Annotated in this window: 17 protein-coding genes; 3 read left to right on the plus strand and 14 right to left on the minus strand. The window is 68.0% G+C overall.

The window, feature by feature from the left end:
* Positions 1 to 117: 117 nt before the first annotated feature.
* The 5 genes from VK92_RS06070 to mltG form a co-directional block, all read right to left on the minus strand.
* The gene (locus tag VK92_RS06070; RefSeq protein ID WP_048021027.1) at positions 118 to 828 is read right to left on the minus strand and encodes an ankyrin repeat domain-containing protein; all 711 of its coding nucleotides are present in this window, start codon (positions 826 to 828) and stop codon (positions 118 to 120) included.
* Between the two features lie 43 nt (positions 829 to 871).
* Positions 872 to 1651: a TatD family hydrolase gene (locus VK92_RS06075; protein ID WP_021162645.1), complete on the minus strand. Its 780-nt coding sequence runs from the start codon at positions 1649 to 1651 to the stop codon at positions 872 to 874.
* Between the two features lie 141 nt (positions 1652 to 1792).
* Positions 1793 to 2821, minus strand: coding sequence for a DNA polymerase III subunit delta' (locus tag VK92_RS06080; protein ID WP_021162646.1), 1029 nt, complete (start codon positions 2819 to 2821; stop codon positions 1793 to 1795).
* Positions 2822 to 2840: 19 nt separating this feature from the next.
* A complete protein-coding gene (tmk, locus tag VK92_RS06085; RefSeq protein WP_021162647.1) occupies positions 2841 to 3461 on the minus strand; it encodes a dTMP kinase in 621 nt (206 codons plus the stop codon).
* A complete protein-coding gene (gene mltG / locus VK92_RS06090; RefSeq protein WP_021162648.1) occupies positions 3461 to 4480 on the minus strand; it encodes an endolytic transglycosylase MltG in 1020 nt (339 codons plus the stop codon). Before mltG ends, tmk begins: the two co-directional genes overlap by 1 nt.
* Before the next feature lie 77 nt (positions 4481 to 4557).
* Between mltG and ygfZ the strand changes: the two genes are divergently transcribed.
* Positions 4558 to 5592: a CAF17-like 4Fe-4S cluster assembly/insertion protein YgfZ gene (gene ygfZ, locus VK92_RS06095; protein ID WP_042977209.1), complete on the plus strand. Its 1035-nt coding sequence runs from the start codon at positions 4558 to 4560 to the stop codon at positions 5590 to 5592.
* A gap of 76 nt (positions 5593 to 5668) precedes the next feature.
* On the plus strand, positions 5669 to 6514 hold the full coding sequence (locus tag VK92_RS06100; protein ID WP_048021023.1) for an NRDE family protein: 846 nt from the start codon (positions 5669 to 5671) through the stop codon (positions 6512 to 6514).
* Between the two features lie 20 nt (positions 6515 to 6534).
* Here the strand turns inward: VK92_RS06100 and VK92_RS06105 are convergent, their stop codons facing one another.
* The 4 genes from VK92_RS06105 to VK92_RS06120 all read right to left on the minus strand — a co-directional run bounded on the left by VK92_RS06105 (position 6535) and on the right by VK92_RS06120 (position 8963).
* Positions 6535 to 6975, minus strand: coding sequence for a GNAT family N-acetyltransferase (locus tag VK92_RS06105; protein ID WP_021162651.1), 441 nt, complete (start codon positions 6973 to 6975; stop codon positions 6535 to 6537).
* Positions 6976 to 7022: 47 nt separating this feature from the next.
* The gene (locus VK92_RS06110) at positions 7023 to 7982 is read right to left on the minus strand and encodes an alpha/beta hydrolase (RefSeq protein WP_021162652.1); all 960 of its coding nucleotides are present in this window, start codon (positions 7980 to 7982) and stop codon (positions 7023 to 7025) included.
* A gap of 190 nt (positions 7983 to 8172) precedes the next feature.
* Positions 8173 to 8652 carry a PaaI family thioesterase gene (locus VK92_RS06115; RefSeq protein ID WP_011352338.1) on the minus strand — a complete coding sequence of 160 codons (480 nt, stop codon included), beginning with the start codon at positions 8650 to 8652 and terminating at the stop codon, positions 8173 to 8175.
* Complete coding sequence (locus VK92_RS06120) at positions 8649 to 8963, minus strand: Dabb family protein (RefSeq protein ID WP_027787175.1); 315 nt, start codon at positions 8961 to 8963, stop codon at positions 8649 to 8651. Before VK92_RS06120 ends, VK92_RS06115 begins: the two co-directional genes overlap by 4 nt.
* A gap of 874 nt (positions 8964 to 9837) precedes the next feature.
* Here VK92_RS06120 and VK92_RS06125 point away from each other — a divergent pair.
* The gene (locus VK92_RS06125) at positions 9838 to 11979 is read left to right on the plus strand and encodes a hypothetical protein (protein ID WP_048021020.1); all 2142 of its coding nucleotides are present in this window, start codon (positions 9838 to 9840) and stop codon (positions 11977 to 11979) included.
* 145 nt (positions 11980 to 12124) lie between these two features.
* On the opposite strand, the gene VK92_RS06130 is transcribed toward VK92_RS06125, so the two are convergent.
* The 5 genes from VK92_RS06130 to VK92_RS06150 all read right to left on the minus strand — a co-directional run bounded on the left by VK92_RS06130 (position 12125) and on the right by VK92_RS06150 (position 19619).
* A complete protein-coding gene (locus tag VK92_RS06130) occupies positions 12125 to 13525 on the minus strand; it encodes a GGDEF domain-containing protein (protein WP_021163392.1) in 1401 nt (466 codons plus the stop codon).
* A 261-nt stretch (positions 13526 to 13786) separates the two neighbouring features.
* The gene (locus VK92_RS06135; protein ID WP_027787172.1) at positions 13787 to 14965 is read right to left on the minus strand and encodes an acetyl-CoA C-acyltransferase; all 1179 of its coding nucleotides are present in this window, start codon (positions 14963 to 14965) and stop codon (positions 13787 to 13789) included.
* 51 nt (positions 14966 to 15016) lie between these two features.
* Positions 15017 to 15649, minus strand: coding sequence for a bifunctional nicotinamidase/pyrazinamidase (gene pncA, locus VK92_RS06140; RefSeq protein WP_027787171.1), 633 nt, complete (start codon positions 15647 to 15649; stop codon positions 15017 to 15019).
* Positions 15650 to 15689: 40 nt separating this feature from the next.
* A complete protein-coding gene (locus tag VK92_RS06145) occupies positions 15690 to 17774 on the minus strand; it encodes a 3-hydroxyacyl-CoA dehydrogenase NAD-binding domain-containing protein (RefSeq protein WP_048021018.1) in 2085 nt (694 codons plus the stop codon).
* A gap of 201 nt (positions 17775 to 17975) precedes the next feature.
* The gene (locus tag VK92_RS06150; protein WP_048021015.1) at positions 17976 to 19619 is read right to left on the minus strand and encodes a 3-(methylthio)propionyl-CoA ligase; all 1644 of its coding nucleotides are present in this window, start codon (positions 19617 to 19619) and stop codon (positions 17976 to 17978) included.
* Positions 19620 to 19729 lie beyond the last annotated feature (110 nt).

The raw sequence follows: 19729 nt of genomic DNA on the forward strand, positions 1-19729 counted from the left end.
TGTTCCTTATGTCAATGCGGCCCGAGACCGCCTGCTGCCTTGGCCGGCGCGGCACCGGAACGCCCTGCTCCGGCCGGAATCCGGCCGGGCGGGCACCGTCTGCCGCACCGAAAACCGTCATTTTGCACTCTTTTGCGCACCTGCCGGCGTCGATGCGCCGATGCGCGTCGTCCGCTTGCTCAGGATCTCGATCGCGTCCGGTGCGTTGTAGTGCTTCGCGAATTCGAGCGCGGTGATGCCGAGCTGGTTCTTCACCTGCGGATCGGCGCCCTGGTCGAGCAGCAGCGTCACCGTCGACGCATGGTTGCCGCGTGCGGCCATCATCAGCGGCGTCGTGCCGTTCGGCGACGCGGTATCGATATACGCGTCGTGGTCGAGCAGCAGCTTCACGACCGCGTCCTGGCCGTTGGTGGCCGCGTAGTGCAGCGGCGCCCAGCCCTTCTTGCTGACTTCCGCGCCCTTGTCGACCAGCAGCTTCGCCAGGCCGAGGTCGCCGTTCAGCGACGCGAGCATCAGCGCGGTTTCGCCGGCCTTGTCTTCCTTCTCGAGGTCGACGTTCGGCGTCGCGGCGAGCGCCGCCGCGACCTTGTCGGACTTCTCGCGCGCGGCGATCACGATCAGCGGGTCGCCATTCGGCGCGATCGTGTTCGGGTCGAGCTTGCCGCTCTTGAGCTGCTTGCCGATGTCGGCGATGTCGTCGAACTTGACGGCCTTGACGATCGCATCGAGCGATTCGGCATGCGCGCCGGCTGCCGCGAACAGGCCGCTCGCGACGAGCGCGGCGGCAACGAGTGCACGTTTCGGCAGATGGTTGGTCGGCTTCGTCATTGTTGTGGGCTCCTTCCCTGGGTTGTCGGCTGCGCGCACGTCGTTAGCGGGCGATCTTGAACAGCCGGAAAAAGTTCTGCGTCGTCGCATCGGCGAGCGCCTCGACGGCGATCCCGCGCTCGGACGCGATAAAGCGTCCGACATGGCTGACGTACGCAGGTTCATTCGGCTTGCCGCGATACGGCACCGGCGCGAGGTACGGCGAGTCGGTCTCGATCAGCAGCCGGTCGAGCGGCACGCGCCGCGCGACGTCCTGCACATCGGTCGCGTTCTTGAACGTGACGATGCCCGACAGCGAGATATGGAAGTTCTGCGCGAGCGCCTGCTCGGCCACCGGCCACGGCTCGGTGAAGCAGTGCATCACGCCGCCCGGCACGTCCGCGCGCTCCTCGGCCATGATCCGCAGCGTGTCTTCCGACGACGAACGCGTGTGGATGATCAGCGGCTTCATCGTCGCGGTCGCCGCGCGGATGTGCGTGCGAAAGCGTTCGCGCTGCCATTCCATGTCGGCGATCGAGCGGCCTTCGAGGCGGTAGTAGTCGAGGCCCGTTTCGCCGATCGCGACGACCTTCGGGTGCGCGGCCAGCTCGACGAGCTCCGCGAGCGTCGGCTCGCGCATGTCCTCGTGATCGGGATGCACGCCGACCGATGCGTACACGTTGTCGTGCGCTTCGGCGATTGCGAGCACGTCGGGCAGCGTCTCGAGATCGACCGACACGCACAGTGCGTGCGTGACGTCGTGCTCGCGCATGTTCTCGAGCACGGCCGGCAGGCGGTCGGCCAGGCCCTTGAAATTGATGTGGCAGTGAGAGTCGACGAACATCGTGTTTCCTGAATTCGTAAGGCGCGCGCTCATGCACGCGCCGGCATGCGGCAACAGGCGGCGTTCGCGGGCCGGCCGGCCACGGTCGCGTCGCGGCGTGAGCCGGTCATCGTTTCACAACCCACGGGAAACAATGCCGGATCACGCGAAGATTTCCCGGTACCCGAGAAACAATTCCTCGAATACGAGCCGCGCGTTGAGCGGATGGTTCTCGACCGTCCGCTGCCGCGTCACGGCCTTCATGAACCGCGCGAACGCGTTCGCATCGACCGCTTCCGCGCACCGCGCGAGCGCCGCCGCATGCATCGGGAAGTAGCGCGGCGCGCCCGCCATCCGCTGCGCGAGCAGGTCGTACAGCCAGCGCTGCAGCCAGCCGAGCACCAGCGGCACCGGCAGTTTCTGCAGCGTCTCGCCGCACGCGAACGGGTCGCATGCCGCACCGGCCGCGAGTTGCCCGAGCGTGTAGTCGCGCAGCGGGCGGTTCTCGTCGCTCGCGAGCGCCAGCGCGGCGAGCGGCGCGCCGCCGGCCTCGGCGAGCAGCGCGTCCGCATGCTCGACGCCCTGCGCCGCGAGCCAGGCCGCGGCCGCGTCGGGCGCCGGTACGGTCATCGGCCACTGCCGGCAGCGGCTGATGATGGTCGGCAGCAGGCGGTCGATACGCGCCGACACGAGCAGGAACACGACGCCGGACGGCGGCTCCTCCAGCGTTTTCAGCAGCGCGTTCGACGCGGCGACGTTGAGCGCCTCGGCCGGATACAGCACGACGACGCGCGCGCCGCCGCGATGCGAACCGACCCCGCAGAAGTCGAGCAGCGCGCGCACCTGCTCGATCTTGATTTCCTTGCTCGGCGCGCGGGTCTTCTTGCCGCCTTCGTCCGCGTCGGCCGCTTTCGGGTCGTCCGCGGCGCCCGGCGCCTCGCCCGCCAGCGCCTCGGGCAGCACGATCCGGTAGTCCGGATGGTTGCCCTGCGAGAACCACGTGCAGGCCGCGCAGGCGCCGCACGGCTCGCCGTTCGGCTGCGGCGATTCGCACAGGAAGCCCTGCGCGAGATGCTGCGCGAACTGCAGCTTGCCGATCCCGGCCTGGCCATGCAGCAGCAGCGCGTGCGGCCATTGCGCACGCAGTTGCTGCAGGCGGTTCCAGTCGTCGGTCTGCCACGGATAGATCATGTGGTGCGTTCCTTGCGAATTACAGTGCGGCGAGCACGCGCTCGAGCTGCTGGCGAATCTCGGGAATCGTCTGCGTCGCGTCGACGATCGCGAAGCGGTGCGGCGCCTCTTCCGCACGCCGCAGGTATTCGCCGCGCGTGCGCGCGAAGAACGCGTCGGATTCGCTTTCGAACTTGTCGGGCATGCGCGCGGCGCCGCGCCGCTCGCTCGCGACTTGCGGCGCGACGTCGAACAGCACCGTCAGGTCGGGCTGGAAGCCGCCCTGCACCCAGCGCTCGAGCGTCTCGAGCTTGTCGCGCGGCAGCCCGCGGCCGCCGCCCTGGTACGCGAACGTCGCATCGGTGAAGCGATCGGACACGACCCAGTCGCCGCGCGCGAGCGCCGGCTCGATCACGAGCGCGAGATGCTCGCGACGCGCGGCGAACATCAGCAGCGCTTCCGTCTCGAGATCCATCGGCTGGTTCAGCAGGATCTCCCGCAGTTTCTCGCCGAGCTGCGTGCCGCCCGGCTCGCGGGTGACGACGACCTGCCGGCCGGCCGAGGCCAGCTTGCCCTGGAGGCGTTCGCAGAACCATTGCAGGTGGGTGGTCTTCCCCGCCCCGTCGATGCCTTCGAACGTGATGAATTTACCGCTCGCCATTATTGACCTCGTATGTACTTGTCCACGGCCTTGTTGTGGTCGCCGAGCGTGTCCGAGAACACGCTCGTGCCATCGCCCTTCGCGACGAAATAGAGCGCGCTCGTCTGGGCCGGATTGATCGCCGCCTGCAACGCGGCGACGCCCGGCAACGCGATCGGCGTCGGCGGCAGCCCGCGTCGGGTGTAGGTATTGTAAGGAGTGTCGGCCTGCAGGTCGCGCTTGCGCAGGCGGCCGTCGTACGCGTCGCCGAGCCCGTAGATCACCGACGGATCGGTCTGCAGCGGCATGCCGATGCGCAGCCGGTTCGCGAACACGGCCGCGACGAACGCACGATCGGCCGCATGGCCCGTTTCCTTCTCGACGATCGACGCGATCGTCAGCGCTTCGTAAGGCGTCTTGTACGGCAGGCCCGGCACGCGCGCGGCCCAGGCCTCGTCGAGACGCGTCTGCATCAGATGGTAGGCGCGCCGATAGATGTTCAGGTCGCTCGTGCCCTTGTCGAACAGGTAGGTATCGGGGAAGAACAGCCCCTCGCCGCTGCCGCGTTGCACCGCGTTGTCCGGCGCGCCGATCGCGCGCAGCAGCTCGGCGTCGCTCATGCCGGCCGTCGAGTGGGCAAGATCGGGGTTCGCATCGAGTTCCGCGCGCATCCGCTTGAACGTCCAGCCCTCGATGACCGTCGCGACGTACTCGTTCACGTCGCCGCGCGCGATCTTCTGGAGTACCTCGTACGGCGTGATGCCGGTCTTGAATTCGTAGTTGCCGGACTTGAGCCGGCTCGACAGCCCGAGCACGCGCGTCATCGCGACGAAGCCGAGCGGCTCGACCGGCACGCCGCCGCGCCTGAGCTGCAGCGCGACGCTCTTCACGCTGCTGCGCGGCTTGATCGTGACGTCGAGCGATGCGGAACCCAGCAGCAGTGGCCGGGTCGCCCAGTAATACCCGCCGCCCGCGCCGGCAGCGGCCACAACGACGGCCAGCGCCACGATCGTCGCGGCGCATTTCTTCAGTAGGGACATGGAAACGTGACTCAGGTAAGACCCATATAATACTTGCTCGCCTTCGTCAAAGTCAGGGTTGACTGTTCCCTCATTCCATGAGCACACCGTTCGCTTCACCGGCTGCCCAGGCCGCATCTGCCTCGCTCCCCGTTTTCCCCCGCCCGTCCGCCGCCGATTTCGACGCGCCGGGCGCCTGCATGCCGCTGCCGCAGTTCGGCGTGATCGACGTGGCCGGCGATGACGCCGCGACGTTCCTGCACAGCCAGCTCACCAACGACATCGAGCATCTCGACGCCGCGAGCGCGCGGCTGTCCGGCTATTGCTCGCCGAAGGGGCGCCTCCTCGGGTCGTTCCTCGCGTGGCGCGCCGGCCACGGCGTGCGCCTGCTGGTGTCGAAGGACGTGCAGCCCGCCGTGCAGAAGCGGCTGTCGATGTTCGTGCTGCGCGCGAAGGCGAAACTGACGGACGCGAGCGACACGCTCGCGGTGGCCGGCTTCGCGGGCGACGTGCGCGACGCGCTGTCGGGCATCTTCGACGCGCTGCCGGACGGCGTGCACGTGAAGGTCGACGGCCCGGCCGGCACGCTGATCCGCGTGCCCGATGCGGCCGGCCGCAAGCGCTATCTGTGGATCGGCCCGCGTGCGGAAGTCGATGCGCGCATCGCCGCGCTCGGCGGTACGCTGCCGGTCGTATCGCCGGCCGTATGGGACTGGCTCGACATCCGCGCGGGCGAACCGCGCATCACGCAGCCTGCCGTCGAACAGTTCGTGCCGCAGATGGTCAACTTCGACGTGATCGGCGCCGTTAACTTCAGGAAAGGGTGCTACCCGGGCCAGGAAATCGTCGCACGCAGCCAGTACCGCGGCACGATCAAGCGCCGCACGGCGCTCGCGCACGTCGCCGGCGAAACCGATACCGTGCATGCCGGCGTCGAGCTGTTCCACAGCGACGATCCCGGCCAGCCGTGCGGGATGATCGTCAACGCGGCGGCCGCGCCCGCGGGCGGCATCGACGCGCTCGTCGAGATCAAGCTCGCCGCGCTCGACAACGGCACGGTACACGTCGGTTCGGCCGACGGCCCGGCGCTCGCGTTCGACGCGCTGCCGTACGCATGGCCGACGGAAGCGTGACGCACTGACAACCCGTTCGCGCGCCGGCTCGCGAGTCGCAGCCGGCGCCCGATGTTTCCTGCGAGAGATTCGCCCGATGTGTCTGATTGCCTTCGACTGGCAGCCCGATGCCGCCGCCGGTCCCGTCTTTACCCTCATCGCCAACCGCGACGAGTTCTTTCGCCGGACGAGCGCGCCGCTTTCGTGGTGGGAGGATGTCCCGGGCGTACTGGCCGGCCGCGATCTCGAAGCGGGCGGCACGTGGCTCGGCGTGTCGCGCGACGGCCGGTTCGCCGCGCTGACGAACTACCGCGCGCCGTTCGACATTCGCGCCGGCGCGCCGACCCGCGGCAAGCTCGTGTCCGATTTCCTCGGCGGCCCGTCCGTTGCGCCGATCGACTATCTCGGGCGGCTGGCCGAGCATGCGGCCGTCTACAACGGCTTCAACCTGCTCGTCGGCGACTGGAGGCGGCGCGAACTCGCGTGGTTCTGCAATCGTGCGCCCGAAGGCGAAAGCGGTGTCGCCGCCCCCGTCGCGATCGCGCCCGGCGTGCATGCGCTGTCGAATGCGCGGCTCGATACGCCCTGGCCGAAAGTGGTACGCAAACGCGCGGAACTCGGCACGCTGCTTACCGACAATCCGACCCCGTCACTCGACGACCTGATCGCGTTGATGCGCGACCCGCATGTCGCGGACGACGACGCGCTGCCGCACACGGGCATTCCGATCGAGCGCGAGCGTGCGCTGTCGGCCGCGTTCATCGAGACGCCCGAATACGGCACACGCGGCACGACCGCGCTGCGCGTCACGATGAAGGAAGGCGTGCGGCTCACGGTCGAGATCAAGGAGCGCTGCGACGACGACGGTTCGCACCGCACCGTGCGGCCGGGTTCGTTCGAGCGCGCGTTCACGTTCGACCTCGACGCGACCCCGCCGCGCTGAGCGCGCGGGTGGGCGCCGTGCTACGGCGCGCGCGCCATCTCGACGTGCGGCACGCCCGCTTCGACGAACGGTTCGCCGACCGCCGTGAAGCCGTGCCGCAAGTAGAACGACACGGCCGAATCCTGCGCATAGAGCCGCACGACGATTTCGCCGCGGCGCCGCGCCGCGTCCAGCAGCGCGTCCAGTACGGCCGACCCGACGCCCTGGCCGCGTGCATCGGCCAGCACCGCGACGCGGCCGATCGTGCCCGACGGCAGCAGCCGCCCCGTCGCGACCGCGCGGCGCACGCCGGTCGCGGCATCGACCCGGTACGCCACCGCATGGAGCGACAGCGGATCGTCGTCGTCGAGTTCCCATTCCGGCGGAATCTGCTGCTCGCGCACGAACACCGCGTCGCGGATCCGCGCGGCGTCGCCGCCGAGCACCGCCCAGTCGCCCGTTTCCACCACGCCGTCCGTCATCGCAGCCCTCCACGCGGCGCGCGCGCCGTCAAATGCCGCCAACGTCGTCAAACATCGTCGAATGCGGCCTTCAGTGCCGCGACCGCGTCGGCATGCGCGGCCCGCACCTCGGGGATGTAGCCGCCCATCTTGAAGAATTCGTGGATCATCCCCGGATAGCAGACCAGCGTGACCGCATTGCCTGCCGCACGCAACTTCTCCGCATACGCGGCACCCTCGTCGCTCAACGGATCGTATTCGGCCGTCGCGATCCACGCCGGCGCGACGCCCGCGAACGACGGCGCATCGCGTGTGCCGTCGAGCGGTGCGAAACGCCAGTCGTCGCGGTCCGCCCGATCGCGCACGTATTGCGTGAAGAACCACTGGATCGTGTCCTGCGTCAGCAAGTAACCGTTCGCGAGCCGTGCGTGCGATCCGGTGTCCTGGTAGCCCGTCACGCCCGGATAGATCAGCATCTGCAGCGCAAGGCGAATGCCCGCGTCGCGTGCGAGCACCGCGCAGACGGTCGCGAGCGTGCCGCCCGCGCTGTCGCCGCCGACGGCCAGCCGTTCGGCATCGATGCCGAACGTGGCGGCCTCGCGATGCAGCCATTGCAACGCGTCGTCGGCGTCGTTCACCGCGGTCGGGAACCGATGCTCCGGCGCGAGCCGGTAGCCGACCGACAGCACCGCACACTGCGCGTCGTGCGCGAACATCCGGCACAACGCGTCGTGCGTATCGACGCTGCCGACCGTGAAACCGCCGCCGTGGTAGTACACGAGCGCAGGCAACGGCTCCGCGAGGCTCGGCGCGACCGGCAGGTACAGCCGCGCGCCGATCGTGCGGCCATCGCGCGTCGGGACGACGCACTCCTCGACGGAATGCATCGGCGCCGGTGCGACGTCGAGGATCGGCGCGCTCTTCTCGTACGCGGCGCGCGCCTGCTGCGGCGTCTGGTGATGGTAGGACGGACGTTTCGCGCGCTCGATCATGTCGAGCACCTGGGCGATCTTCGGATTCAGCGGCATCGATAAGGACGGCGCCGGTGCGACGCCGTGAACGGACAAGCGTCACATGATGCCACGCCCTCGTCGCGCGGGCGCGGTGCGCAATCCCGACCCTCTCTCGGCCTGCCGCGAACGCGTTCGACGGCACACCTGCGACGTGCAAAACAAAACGGCCCTGCCGGCAAAGCGGCAGGGCCGTGCGTCCCGGCGCTTACGCGTCGCTCGGGCCGGGCTGGGCGTCCGGCGCCGTACGCGAGCGTTGCCGTTTGATGTCGCGGCCCACCGCGAGCCGCCGCATGTACTTGAACGTGCCGAGCGCCTTCGCGACGAAATTGCCGTCGCTGTCGCGCACTTCGCCTTCGCAGTAGGCCATCGTCGTCGAGCGATGCATCACGCGCCCGTAAGCGCGCAACTCGCCGCGCCCCGGCTGCATGAAGTTCACCTTCATCTCGACCGTCACGACGCCGACACCGTCGTCGGTCAGGCTGCGCGCGGCCATCGCGAGTGCGATGTCCGCGAGCGTCATCGTCACGCCGCCGTGCGCGATGCTCCACGTGTTCATGTGCCGCTCTTCGAGCGGCAGCACGAGCTCGCTCGCCCCGTCCTTCGCGGACACGAGCTGCACGCCGAGCAGGTCGACGAACGGGCTTTCGATCGACGGGCCGTCCGTCGGGGTTGCCGCGTCGCTCATCGTGCGCTGTCGACGATGTAGTCGACGCATTCGCGCGACTCGGCCACCGCGACGACGAATTTCTTCACTTCCTGGTGAACCGGGTGCACCTGGTAGGCATCGAGCGCGGCCTTGTCCGCGAAATCGGACACGAGCACGATGTCGGCGGTCGCGTCGAGGCCAGGCGTTGCCACGCCGACGTCGATCTGCAGCGTGCCCGGCACGAGGTCGCGGCAGCCTTCGAGCTTTTCCTTCAGCTTCAGCGCGTTCTGCGCGCGCGTCGCGCCTTCGGCCGATTCTTTCAACTTCCACATGACGATATGTCGGATCACTTCGGTTGCTCCAGTTCGTTGGTGTTCACGATGCGAGTTCGGCCCGCTTCGTGGCCGGCCGGATGATGCCCGACCAGTCGTCTGCCCGCTTCGCTTGCACACGGTCGCGGCAACGGAGGGAAAACGCGTATCGAATCGGCTGTCGCCCGGCCTTTCCGGCGACGATACGCGCAATTTCCCCGTGTCGCTCACCGACGGCGCGATCCGCGCAAGCGGCGGCAATCGCCAAGCCTACCAAACTTGAAGGCTCCGATGGAACGATCGCGCACCTTCCATTGAATCGCGGGAACGCGGCTTGCCCGGCTTCGCGTGCGCCGCTTCGGCGCAGGCCTGCGCGCCTCGGCAATCGCCTGCGCAAACTGGACGATTCAATTCCGGCACGGCAGCAATCGGCAAAATGAAACGTCATTGCCGATTATTTATTCACCGAATATTCGGATTCCAATACCCGCCTTCATTAAATCGCACAATTTACCGACTCAATGAGTAATAGTTACGATCGCTTTTTTCGCAAAACAGCCTGAAATCAGGAAAACGCCATTGACTTCGATTCTTCTGAAAATTTAGAATTCCCTACAGCGGCTTACGATTGATTTTCTCCCGCCGCACACAAGGCGGCACGTGCCTGCACGAACGCCCCCCGCCTTGCCTTTTCTCGCTTCACGTCGGGGCGGCGTCCCTTGCCGTTTCAGCTTTCGGCATTTATCGCCTGTTTGCCAATTTCCTGCTCGATTCACTCACCGCAACAGCATCACATCCTGATTAACACCCGGCATTCACTCGAATGCCCGCGACACGGTACCAAACGGACAACAGATCCGTTCATTCGACCATCCCGATAAAAAAATCGCCAGTCATCAGGAGGGACATCAACATGCATCGCCTTGTGAAGTCGCTGTGCCTCGGATTCATCTGCGCCGGCCTGCTCGCGGCCTGCAACGACGACGACGTCAAATCGAACAGCCCGCCGTCGAACAACGCCGCCCTATCGTTCCGCATGGACGCCGGCGGCCAGATCAACGCGTTCTACCGGCAGGACAAGGTCGCCGCGCACCTGCTGGTGCGCTCGTCGACGAAACCGCGCCTGCTCGTGGTCTTCCCCGCCGGCAACAGCGGCACGGGGCTGTGGTTCGACGACACCCCGCAGCCGGTGAACTGGAGCCTCGACACGCCGCCGTCCGCGCTGTCGGCACCCGACGCGCACGGCCGCCCGCTGTACGGCATCGGCGCCGACGTGTCGGTGGACACCGGCACGCTGACGATCCGCCAGGGCGTGCTCAGCAACGTGCGCTTCCTGCGCGACTTCAACGGCGGCGCAACGATTCCCCAACAGATTCTCGCCGCGCCGACGGTCCAGGGCAGCGCCGCGCAATGGCAACGCGACCGGATCGACGGCGCGCCCGGCTATTCGCTGCGCATCACGTTGCGCGACGGCGGCAGCATCGTGCCGGCTGCGGGCGGCAAGCTCGTCCTGAGCGCACCCGCGGGCTCGCACACGCTGCGGCTGCATGTCGATGCGCTGTCAGGCGAGACGCCGTTGTCGCCGATCACGCGCGCCGACCTGCTCGCGCCGTCGGTGAACCCCGACCCCGTGAGCCAGAACGTGCTCGAATTCCTGAGCTTCCACGACAAGCTGCTGGCGGGCTCGTGGCAGTACGACACCTACTTCGGCCGCGACACGCTGATCTCGGTTCGCATGCTGATGCCCGTGCTCGAACCCGCGGCGATCGAGGCCGGCCTGTCGTCGGTGCTCAGCCGGCTGTCGGCCGACGGCAAGGTCGCGCACGAGGAAGGCATCGGCGAGTTCGCACTCGTCGACAACCAGAAGAATGGGAAACCGAACGATCCGACGCCGACCTACGACTACAAGATGATCGACAGCGACTACCTGCTCGCGCCGATCGCGGCCGCGTGGCTGATTGACGATACGCGCGGCCAGGCGCGTGCGGCTGCGTATCTGGCCCAGCGCGGCAGCGACGGGCAGACCAACGGCGCCCGCCTGGTCGTCAACCTGCTGCACGTCGCGACCACCGCGCAGCCGTTCGCGCAGCAGCCGTCGGTCGCGAACCTGATCCACCTGCGGCCCGGCGAAATCGTCGGCAACTGGCGCGACAGCACCGACGGGCTCGGCGGCGGCGTCTACCCGTACGACGTGAACGCGGTGCTCGTGCCGGCCGCGTTGCGCGCGGCGAACGCGTTCCTCACGCGCGGCCTGCTCGATCCGTACCTGGATGCCGGACAGCGCGCGACGCTCGCCAACACGGCGAACCAGGCGGCCACATGGGAAACGCAGGCGCCGCCGCTGTTCCAGGTCAGCGTGCCGGCCGCGCAGGCGACCGCCGACGTGTCGGCCTATGCGCCGTCCGCCGGCGTGCCGCCCGGTGCCGCGCCAAGCGCACCGCTGGCCTTCTACGCGCTCTCGCTCGATCAGCAGGGCAATCCGATTCCGGTGATGAACTCCGATGGCGGCTTCGCGTTGCTGTTCGGCACACCGCCGGACGACCAGCTCCAGCGGATCGTCGCCGACGTCACGCGGCCGTTCCCGACCGGGCTCGTGACCGATGCCGGCATGCTGATCGCGAACCCTGCGTATGCGAGCCAGTCACTGTGGCCGAAGTTCACGAGTTCCGCGTATCACGGCACGGTGATCTGGTCGTGGCAGCAGGCGATGTGGGTGGCCGGGCTCGATCGCCAGCTCGCGCGCCAGGACCTGTCGGCCGCGACCCGCACGCTGCTCGCGCAGGCGCGGCAGACGATCTGGCAGGTGATCTCGAACGGGCGCGACATGCGGACGTCGGAAATGTGGACGTGGTCCTACGTGAACGGCAAGTACCAGACCGACGCGTTCGGCACGCGCAGCGCCGATGCGACCGAAGCCAACGCGGCACAGCTCTGGAGTACGACGTATCTCGCGATCCGCGATCCGCAGCAGCGCGCGGGCAAGTATTGGTGGCAGGCGTCGCGGCAGATGCAGGATGCGCAGCCGGAAAACGCGGCGGCCCTGGCATCGCGCTAGCTGCGTATCACCCGTCGCATGCCGACCGGGCATGCTGAAGCCCCGGGTACGTTACCTCGCCCGGGGCTTGGGCGGAAATCGAAACGATCGACACGCCTTCGGCACAGCCGCGTTGCCGAACGTCCGGCGTACCGTGCCCCCCGCGTCACCGCGACACGACGCGGTTTCGCCCTTCCCGCTTCGCCTGGTACAGCCGTTCGTCGACGACGCGCAGCAACGCGTCGACCGTGCTGCCGTCGACCCCGTATTGCGCGACGCCGACGCTGACCGTCACCTGCACGCGCTTGAAATCGAGCCCGAACGGCGAGCTCGCGATCGACGAGCGCACGCGCTCGGCCGTCATCCGCGCGCCTTCGAGCGGCATCTCGGGCAGCAGCGCCATGAACTCCTCGCCGCCGACCCGCGCGAGCCCGCCGGCCGGCCGGATCGCGTCGAGGCACTGACGCACGACGCCGCGCAGCACCTCGTCGCCGATCTGGTGCCCGTACGCATCGTTGATGTTCTTGAAATTGTCGAGATCGAGTGCGAGCAGGCAGAACGGCGTGCCGTCGCGCTCGGCCCGAACCATCTCGCGCTCGACCTGCGCGATGAACTGCCGGCGGTTCGACGCGCCCGTCATCGGATCGGTCGCGGCCATGTATTCGAGCTTCTGGTTCGTGCGCCGCAGTTCCTGCAGCGCGCTCTCGGTGCGCGCCATCGATTCCGACAGCCGGCTCATCAGGTCTTCCTGGCTGTAGATCGCCGAGAACGAGCGCGTCGTCTGCAGCGCCTGCACGACGCCGTAGCTGAGCAGGAAGAAGCCGCCCGCGAAAATCGCGTGCGCGAGCCACCACATGTGATTCCACGGCTTGCCGAGAATGAACGCCAGCGACGACAGCGCAAACGCCATGATCGACACGCCGTAGATCACCATCAGCGGCGAGCGGATCCGGCGCGCGAGCAGCATGGCGACGTTCAGCAGCGAGAACACGAGCGCGCCGCCTTCCATCGACAGCCGCGTGCCCGGCGCGCCCGCGACCGGCGAATACGCGATGTACGCCACGACGACGTTGACGATCACGAAGAACACGATCCACGGCAGCCACGTGCGCACGCTCGTGCGCTTGTCGAAGCGATCGGGCGGACGGGCATAGGACAGCAGGCCCGTGAGCAGCAGGATCGACATCACGAGCCGCGACGCAGGCCCGTACAGCAGGAACAGCCAGATATTGTGATGCGCCATCCCGGTGAACGCACCGTGCAGCGCGTAGATCATCGCGAAGCCGAGAAAGCCGAGTGTCAGCCAGCGCAGCAGCGGTTCGCCGGACGACCGGTAGCACACCCACGTCACGTAGGTAACGAACCCGCCCTCGAGGGTCGCGGCCGCGATCGCGATTTCATGGAACGCGTGGTTCTCGAACACCGCGTGCGGGTCGCTGAAGAACCACAGATAGGCGATCAGATAGGCGGGCAGCAACGCGAATCCGACCAGCAGGCATTTCGCGTAGAGCCTCGCGGCCGCGCTGACGACGCGCGGCGGTTCCCCGGCTGCATAGGTCGTACTCATTCGGTCCCCGGTCGGTCTGCTGCGTTGGTTCGAACCTTCGCGGCACGGATCGTGCGACGCACGATCCGGCCCATCGTGCCGAAAGGCAAATGTCAGAGCAAGTATAGGTGGGGCAAATTGTTTGACAAGTAAGGGGAAACGGCATTGCCCGGCGCACGCCTTTTGCTTCCCGATTGTTTCGAATGGCGGTTCAGTCGCGCCGATTCGCATCGCGGCCGCCTGCCTCGCCGAAGCGAAGCCGCGGCCGCCACCCGCCAAAGATCAGAGGATTTCGAACAGGCCGGCCGCACCCTGCCCGCCGCCGATGCACATCGTGACGACCACGTACTTCACGCCGCGCCGCTTGCCTTCGATCAGCGCGTGGCCCGTCAGGCGCGCGCCCGACACGCCGTACGGATGGCCGACCGCGATCGCGCCGCCGTTCACGTTCAGGCGATCCTCAGGAATCCCGAGTGTGTCGCGGCAGTACAGCACCTGCACAGCGAACGCTTCGTTCAGTTCCCACAGGCCGATATCGTCGACCTTCAGCCCCGCCTGCTTCAGCAGCTTGGGCACCGCGAACACGGGGCCGATGCCCATCTCGTCCGGCTCGCAGCCCGCCACCGCGAAACCGCGGAATACGCCGAGCGGCTGCAGCCCTTCGCGCTGCGCGGCGTCGGCGCTCATGACGACACAGGCCGACGCGCCGTCCGAGAACTGGCTGGCGTTGCCGGCGGTGATCACGCCGCCCGGCACGGCCGACCGGATCTTCGACACGCCTTCGAGCGTCGTGTCCGGGCGGATCCCTTCGTCGGCCGATACCGTCACTTCCTTCGTGAACAGACGGCCCGTGGCCTTGTCGGCGATGCCCGCGAGCACCGTGATCGGCACGATCTCGTCGCGAAAGCGTCCGGCTTCCTGCGCGGCCGCGGCACGCAGTTGCGACTGCACGCCGTACTCGTCCTGCCGCTCCTTCGAGATGCCGTAGCGCTTCGCGACGTTCTCTGCCGTCTGCAGCATGTTCCAGTAGATCTCGGGCTTGTGCTGCGCGAGCCAGCCTTCCTGGATCATGTGGTGATTCATCTCGTTCTGCACGCACGAGATCGATTCGACGCCGCCCGCGACGTACACCTCGCCTTCGCCCGCGATGATCCGCTGCGCGGCCAGCGCGATGGTCTGCAGCCCCGACGAGCAGAAGCGGTTCACCGTCATCCCCGGCACGCTCACGGGCAGCCCCGCGCGCAAGGCGATCTGCCGCGCGATGTTCGCGCCGGTCGCGCCTTCGGGGTTCGCGCACCCCATGATCACGTCCTCGACGCGCGCGGGGTCGAGCTTCGCGCGTTCGAGTGCGGCCGCGACCACGTGGCCGCCGAGCGTCGCGCCGTGCGTCATGTTGAAAGCACCGCGCCAGGATTTCGCCAGCGGCGTGCGGGCGGTCGATACGATTACGGCTTCGGTCATGCGAGTCTCCTTCGGTCCTGCTTCATGTCCTGCATCGAATGGGGAAATGCGCTACGCCGCCGGGCGCGCGCCCGCGGACGTCACATGCGCGACGCCCGCTGCCTGCATCTGCTGCCATGCGTGGGCGAGCGACCCGTTCAGGTCGATCGCGCGGCACGCATCGTTGATCACCGCGGCGTCGAAACCGGCCGCACGCGCGTCGAGCGCCGACCACGCGACGCAATAATCGGTCGCGAGCCCGCAGCACCACACGCGCTTCGCGCCGAGCTCGCGCAGATAACCCGCGAGCCCCGTGCGCGTCGTGCGATCCGCTTCGACGAATGCGGAATAGCTGTCGACCTGCGCGTCGCCGCCCTTGCGGATGACGAGTCGTGCATGCGGGATGTCGAGATCGCGATGCAGCGCCGCGCCGTCGGTGTCCTGCACGCAGTGCACGGGCCACAGCACCTGCTCGCCGTACGGCAGCGCGAGCGTGGAGAACGGCTCGCGCCCCGGATGGTTCGCCGCGAACGACACGTGCTCGCGCGGGTGCCAGTCCTGCGTCAGCACGACCTGGTCGAAGCGCCGCGCCAGCGCGTTGATCACCGGCACGACCGCGTCGCCGTCGGGCACTGCGAGCGCGCCGCCCGGCATGAAGTCGTATTGCACGTCGATCACGAGCAGTACGTCGTCGGTGTGTCTCATTGCGTTTCTCCGGGTGTTCGTCGCGCCGCGATCCGGCGCGTCAGCCGTTGAACCCGCGGCCGGCCTTCGCGAGCTCCGTGATCGACGGCGCGAGCTGCCATGCGTCGCCGTTCGGCGCGGCCGCGTAGCGGCGAATCGCGCGCTCGACGTTGTAGAGGCCGACCACGTCCGCGTACAGCATCGGGCCGCCGCGCCACAGCGGGAAGCCATAGCCGGTCAGGTAGACCATGTCGATGTCGGACGCCTTCGACGCGATCTTCTCCTCGAGGATCTTCGCGCCTTCGTTCACCAGCGCGAACACGAGCCGCTCGACGATCTCGTCGTCGCCGATCTTGCGCCGCTCGACGCCGCGCTCCTTCGAATACGCGACGACCATCTCGTCGACGAGCGACGACGGCTTTGCCTTGCGCTCGCCCGGCACGTAGTCGTACCAGCCGGCGCCTGTCTTCTGGCCGAAGCGGCCCTGCTCGCACAGGCGGTCGGCGATCTTCGAGTACTGCAGGCCGGGCTGCTCGACATAGCGGCGCTTGCGGATCGCCCAGCCGATGTCGTTGCCGGCGAGGTCGCTCATCCGGAACGGCCCCATCGCGAAACCGAATTTCTCGATCGCGCGATCGACCTGCGCGGGCAGCGCGCCTTCCTCGAGCATGAACAGCGCCTGGCGGATGTACTGCTCGATCATCCGGTTGCCGATGAAGCCGTCGCACACGCCCGACACGACCGCCGTCTTGCGGATCTTCTTCGCCACGGCCATCACGGTGGCAAGCACGTCCTTCGCGGTCTGCGCGCCACGCACGACCTCGAGCAGCTTCATCACGTTCGCCGGGCTGAAGAAGTGCATGCCGACGACGTCCTGCGGACGCTTCGTGAATGCCGCGATCTTGTCGACATCGAGCGTCGACGTGTTCGACGCGAGGATCGCGCCCGCCTTCGCGACTTCGTCGAGCTTCCTGAACACCTGCTCCTTCACGCCGAGTTCCTCGAACACGGCCTCGACGATCAGGTCGGCATCCTTCAGGTCGTCGTAGGACAGCGTCGGCGTGATCAGCGCCATGCGCGTGTCGAGCTTCTCCTGCGTGAGCTTGCCCTTCTTCACCTGCGCGTCGTAGTTCTTGCGGATCGTCGCGACGCCGCGCTCGAGCGCTTCCTGTTTCGTTTCGAGCAGCGTGACGGGCAGCCCTGCGTTCACGAAGTTCATCGCGATGCCGCCGCCCATCGTGCCCGCGCCGATCACGCCGACACGGCGAATCTCGCGCAGCGGCGTATCGGACGGCACGTCGGGAATCTTGCTCGCCGCGCGCTCACCGAAGAACGCGTGCCGCAGCGCGCGGCTTTCCGGCGTCATCATCAGCGCGACGAAACCCTCGCGCTCGGCAATGCTGCCCTTGTCGAAGCCGTGCAGCACGCCGGCCTCGATCGCGTCGATGCACTTGTGCGGCGCGGGAAAATTCGGGGCGGCGGCCCGGGCCGAGTTGCGCGCGAACTGGATGAAGCCCGCGGCGTTCGCGTGGACGATCTTGCGATCGCGCACGCGCGGATGCGGCCCCTGCTGCACACCGGCCTTGCGCGCGAACGCGACGGCCGCGTCGAGCAGGTCGCCGTCGGCCATCTCGTCGAACAGCCCGCTCTTCGCGAGTTGCTCCGACGGCACGGGCGCGCCCGACACGATCATGTTCAGCGCGGTCTCGAGCCCCACCGCGCGCGGCAGGCGCTGCGTGCCGCCCGCGCCCGGCAGCAGGCCGAGCTTCACCTCGGGCAGCGCGACCTGCGCGCCGGGTGCCGCGACACGGTAATGCGCGCCAAGCGCGAGCTCGAGGCCGCCGCCCATCACGACGCTGTGCAGCGCCGCGACGACGGGCTTCGCGCTCGCCTCCACCGCGCGGATCACGGTGTGCAGCGTCGGCTCCTGCAGCGCCTTCGGCGTATTGAATTCGGTGATGTCGGCGCCGCCCGAGAATGCGCGTCCCGCGCCGGTCAGCACGATGGCCGTGACCGACGGGTCCTGCGCGGCGCGATCGAGCGCGTCCATGACGCCCTGACGGGTCGACAGGCCGAGCCCGTTGACGGGCGGATTGTTGAGCGTAAGGACGGCCACGCCGTCGCGAGTCGAGTAATCCACTGCCATCTGCCTGCCTCCATGCATCGCGCGCCGGGGTGGCTGCGCTTCATTGTGCGCGGTCGAACAGCCGCATGTCCGGTTGAACGCAGGCAGCATACAACGAAAAAGCACGGTCGTTCAATTTGAATTTTGTTCCCGATCCGGGGACGGATCGGGCGACCGTTTCGCGAGCCGCTTGCGGCCCGGGCGCAGACGTTACGGCTCGCGTTACGACTCGCCGACCGCCGTCGGCAACACGTAATCGCGGAATGTCTCGCGCAGCTTCAGCTTCTGCAGCTTGCCGGTCGCGGTGTGCGGCAGCGATTCGACGAACACGACGTCGTCGGGAATCCACCATTTCGCGACCTTGCCTTCGTAGAACGCGAGCAGCGCGTCGCGGTTCAGGTTCGCCCCTTCGCGCGGCACCACGACGAGCAGCGGGCGCTCGGTCCATTTCGGGTGCGCACAGGCGATGCAGGCGGCCTCGGCCACGCCCGGGTGCGCGATCGCGACGTTCTCGATGTCGATCGAGCTGATCCACTCGCCGCCCGACTTGATCACGTCCTTGCTGCGGTCGGTGATCTGCAGGAAACCGTCGGGGTCGATCGTCGCGACGTCGCCGGTCGGGAACCAGCCGTCCGACAGCGGCGACGTATCGCCGCGAAAGTAGTGGTCGATCACCCATGGGCCGCGCACCTGCAGCTCGCCGAACGCGACGCCGTCCCACGGCAGCTCGTGGCCGTCCTCGCCGACGATGCGCATGTCGACGCCGCAGATCACGCGCCCCTGCTTCTCGAGCAGCTTGCGCTGCGCGTCGAGCGGCCGCTGCGACTGCGCCCAGTTGAGCTTCGCGAGCGTGCCGAGCGGCGACAGTTCGGTCATCCCCCACGCATGGATCACGCGCACGCCGTATTCGTCCTCGAAGGTGCGCAGCATCGCGGGCGGGCACGCGGAGCCGCCGATCACCGTGCGGTTCAGCGTCGAGAAGCGCACACCGGCCTCGCGCATGTAGTTCAGCAGGCCGAGCCACACGGTCGGCACGCCCGCGGAGAACGTCACGCGCTCGGCTTCCATCAGCTCGTACAGCGATTTCCCGTCGAGATCCTTGCCGGGCAGCACGAGCTTGCCGCCCGTGAGCGGCACCGCGTACGGCAGCCCCCACGCGTTGACGTGGAACATCGGCACGACAGGCAGCACCGCGTCCATCGCGGACAGGTTCATCGCGTCCGGCAACGCGGCGCCGTACGCGTGCAGCACGGTCGAGCGGTGCGAATACAGCACGCCCTTCGGGTTGCCGGTCGTGCCCGACGTGTAGCAGAGCCCCGACGCCTGCTGCTCGTCGAGGCGCGGCCAGTCGTAGCGGCCGTCCTCCGCTTCGACGAGCGTTTCGTAGCACAGGAACGGCGTCGTGCCGGACGGCAGGTGCGCGGCGTCCGTCATCGCGACCCAGCCCTTCACGTGCGGGCATTGCGGCGCGATCGCATCGACGAGCGGGGCAAAATTGAGGTCGAAGAAGACGTAGCGGTCTTCCGCGTGATTGACGATGTACGCGATCTGCTCGGGGAACAGGCGCGGGTTGATCGTGTGGCACACGGCACCCATGCCGCCGATCCCGTAATACGCTTCCAGATGCCGGTAGCCGTTCCACGCCAGCGTGCCGACGCGATCGCCGGTTTCGACGCCGAGCCGCGCGAGCGCCTGCGCCAGTTGCTTCGCGCGGCGTTCGCAATCGCGGTACGTGTAGCGATGCAGATCGCCTTCCACGCGCCTCGATACGATCTCCGTGTCGCCGGCATGTCGCGCGGCATGAGAAATCAGCGAGGACACCAGCAACGGCATGTCCATCATCTGGCCCAGCAACGGCTTACCCATCGTCTTGTTCTCCGTGAGGATGCGAATCGGTGACCAGCCTCTGCGGCGCGCCCGTCAGCGGCCCCGGACGGGCGTCGCGCATCGCGCGCGAGCCGCCATGCGGGCGGCGC

Origin of the sequence: Burkholderia sp. LK4, from assembly GCF_001043615.1 — a bacterium.
GTDB lineage: Bacteria > Pseudomonadota > Gammaproteobacteria > Burkholderiales > Burkholderiaceae > Burkholderia > Burkholderia cepacia.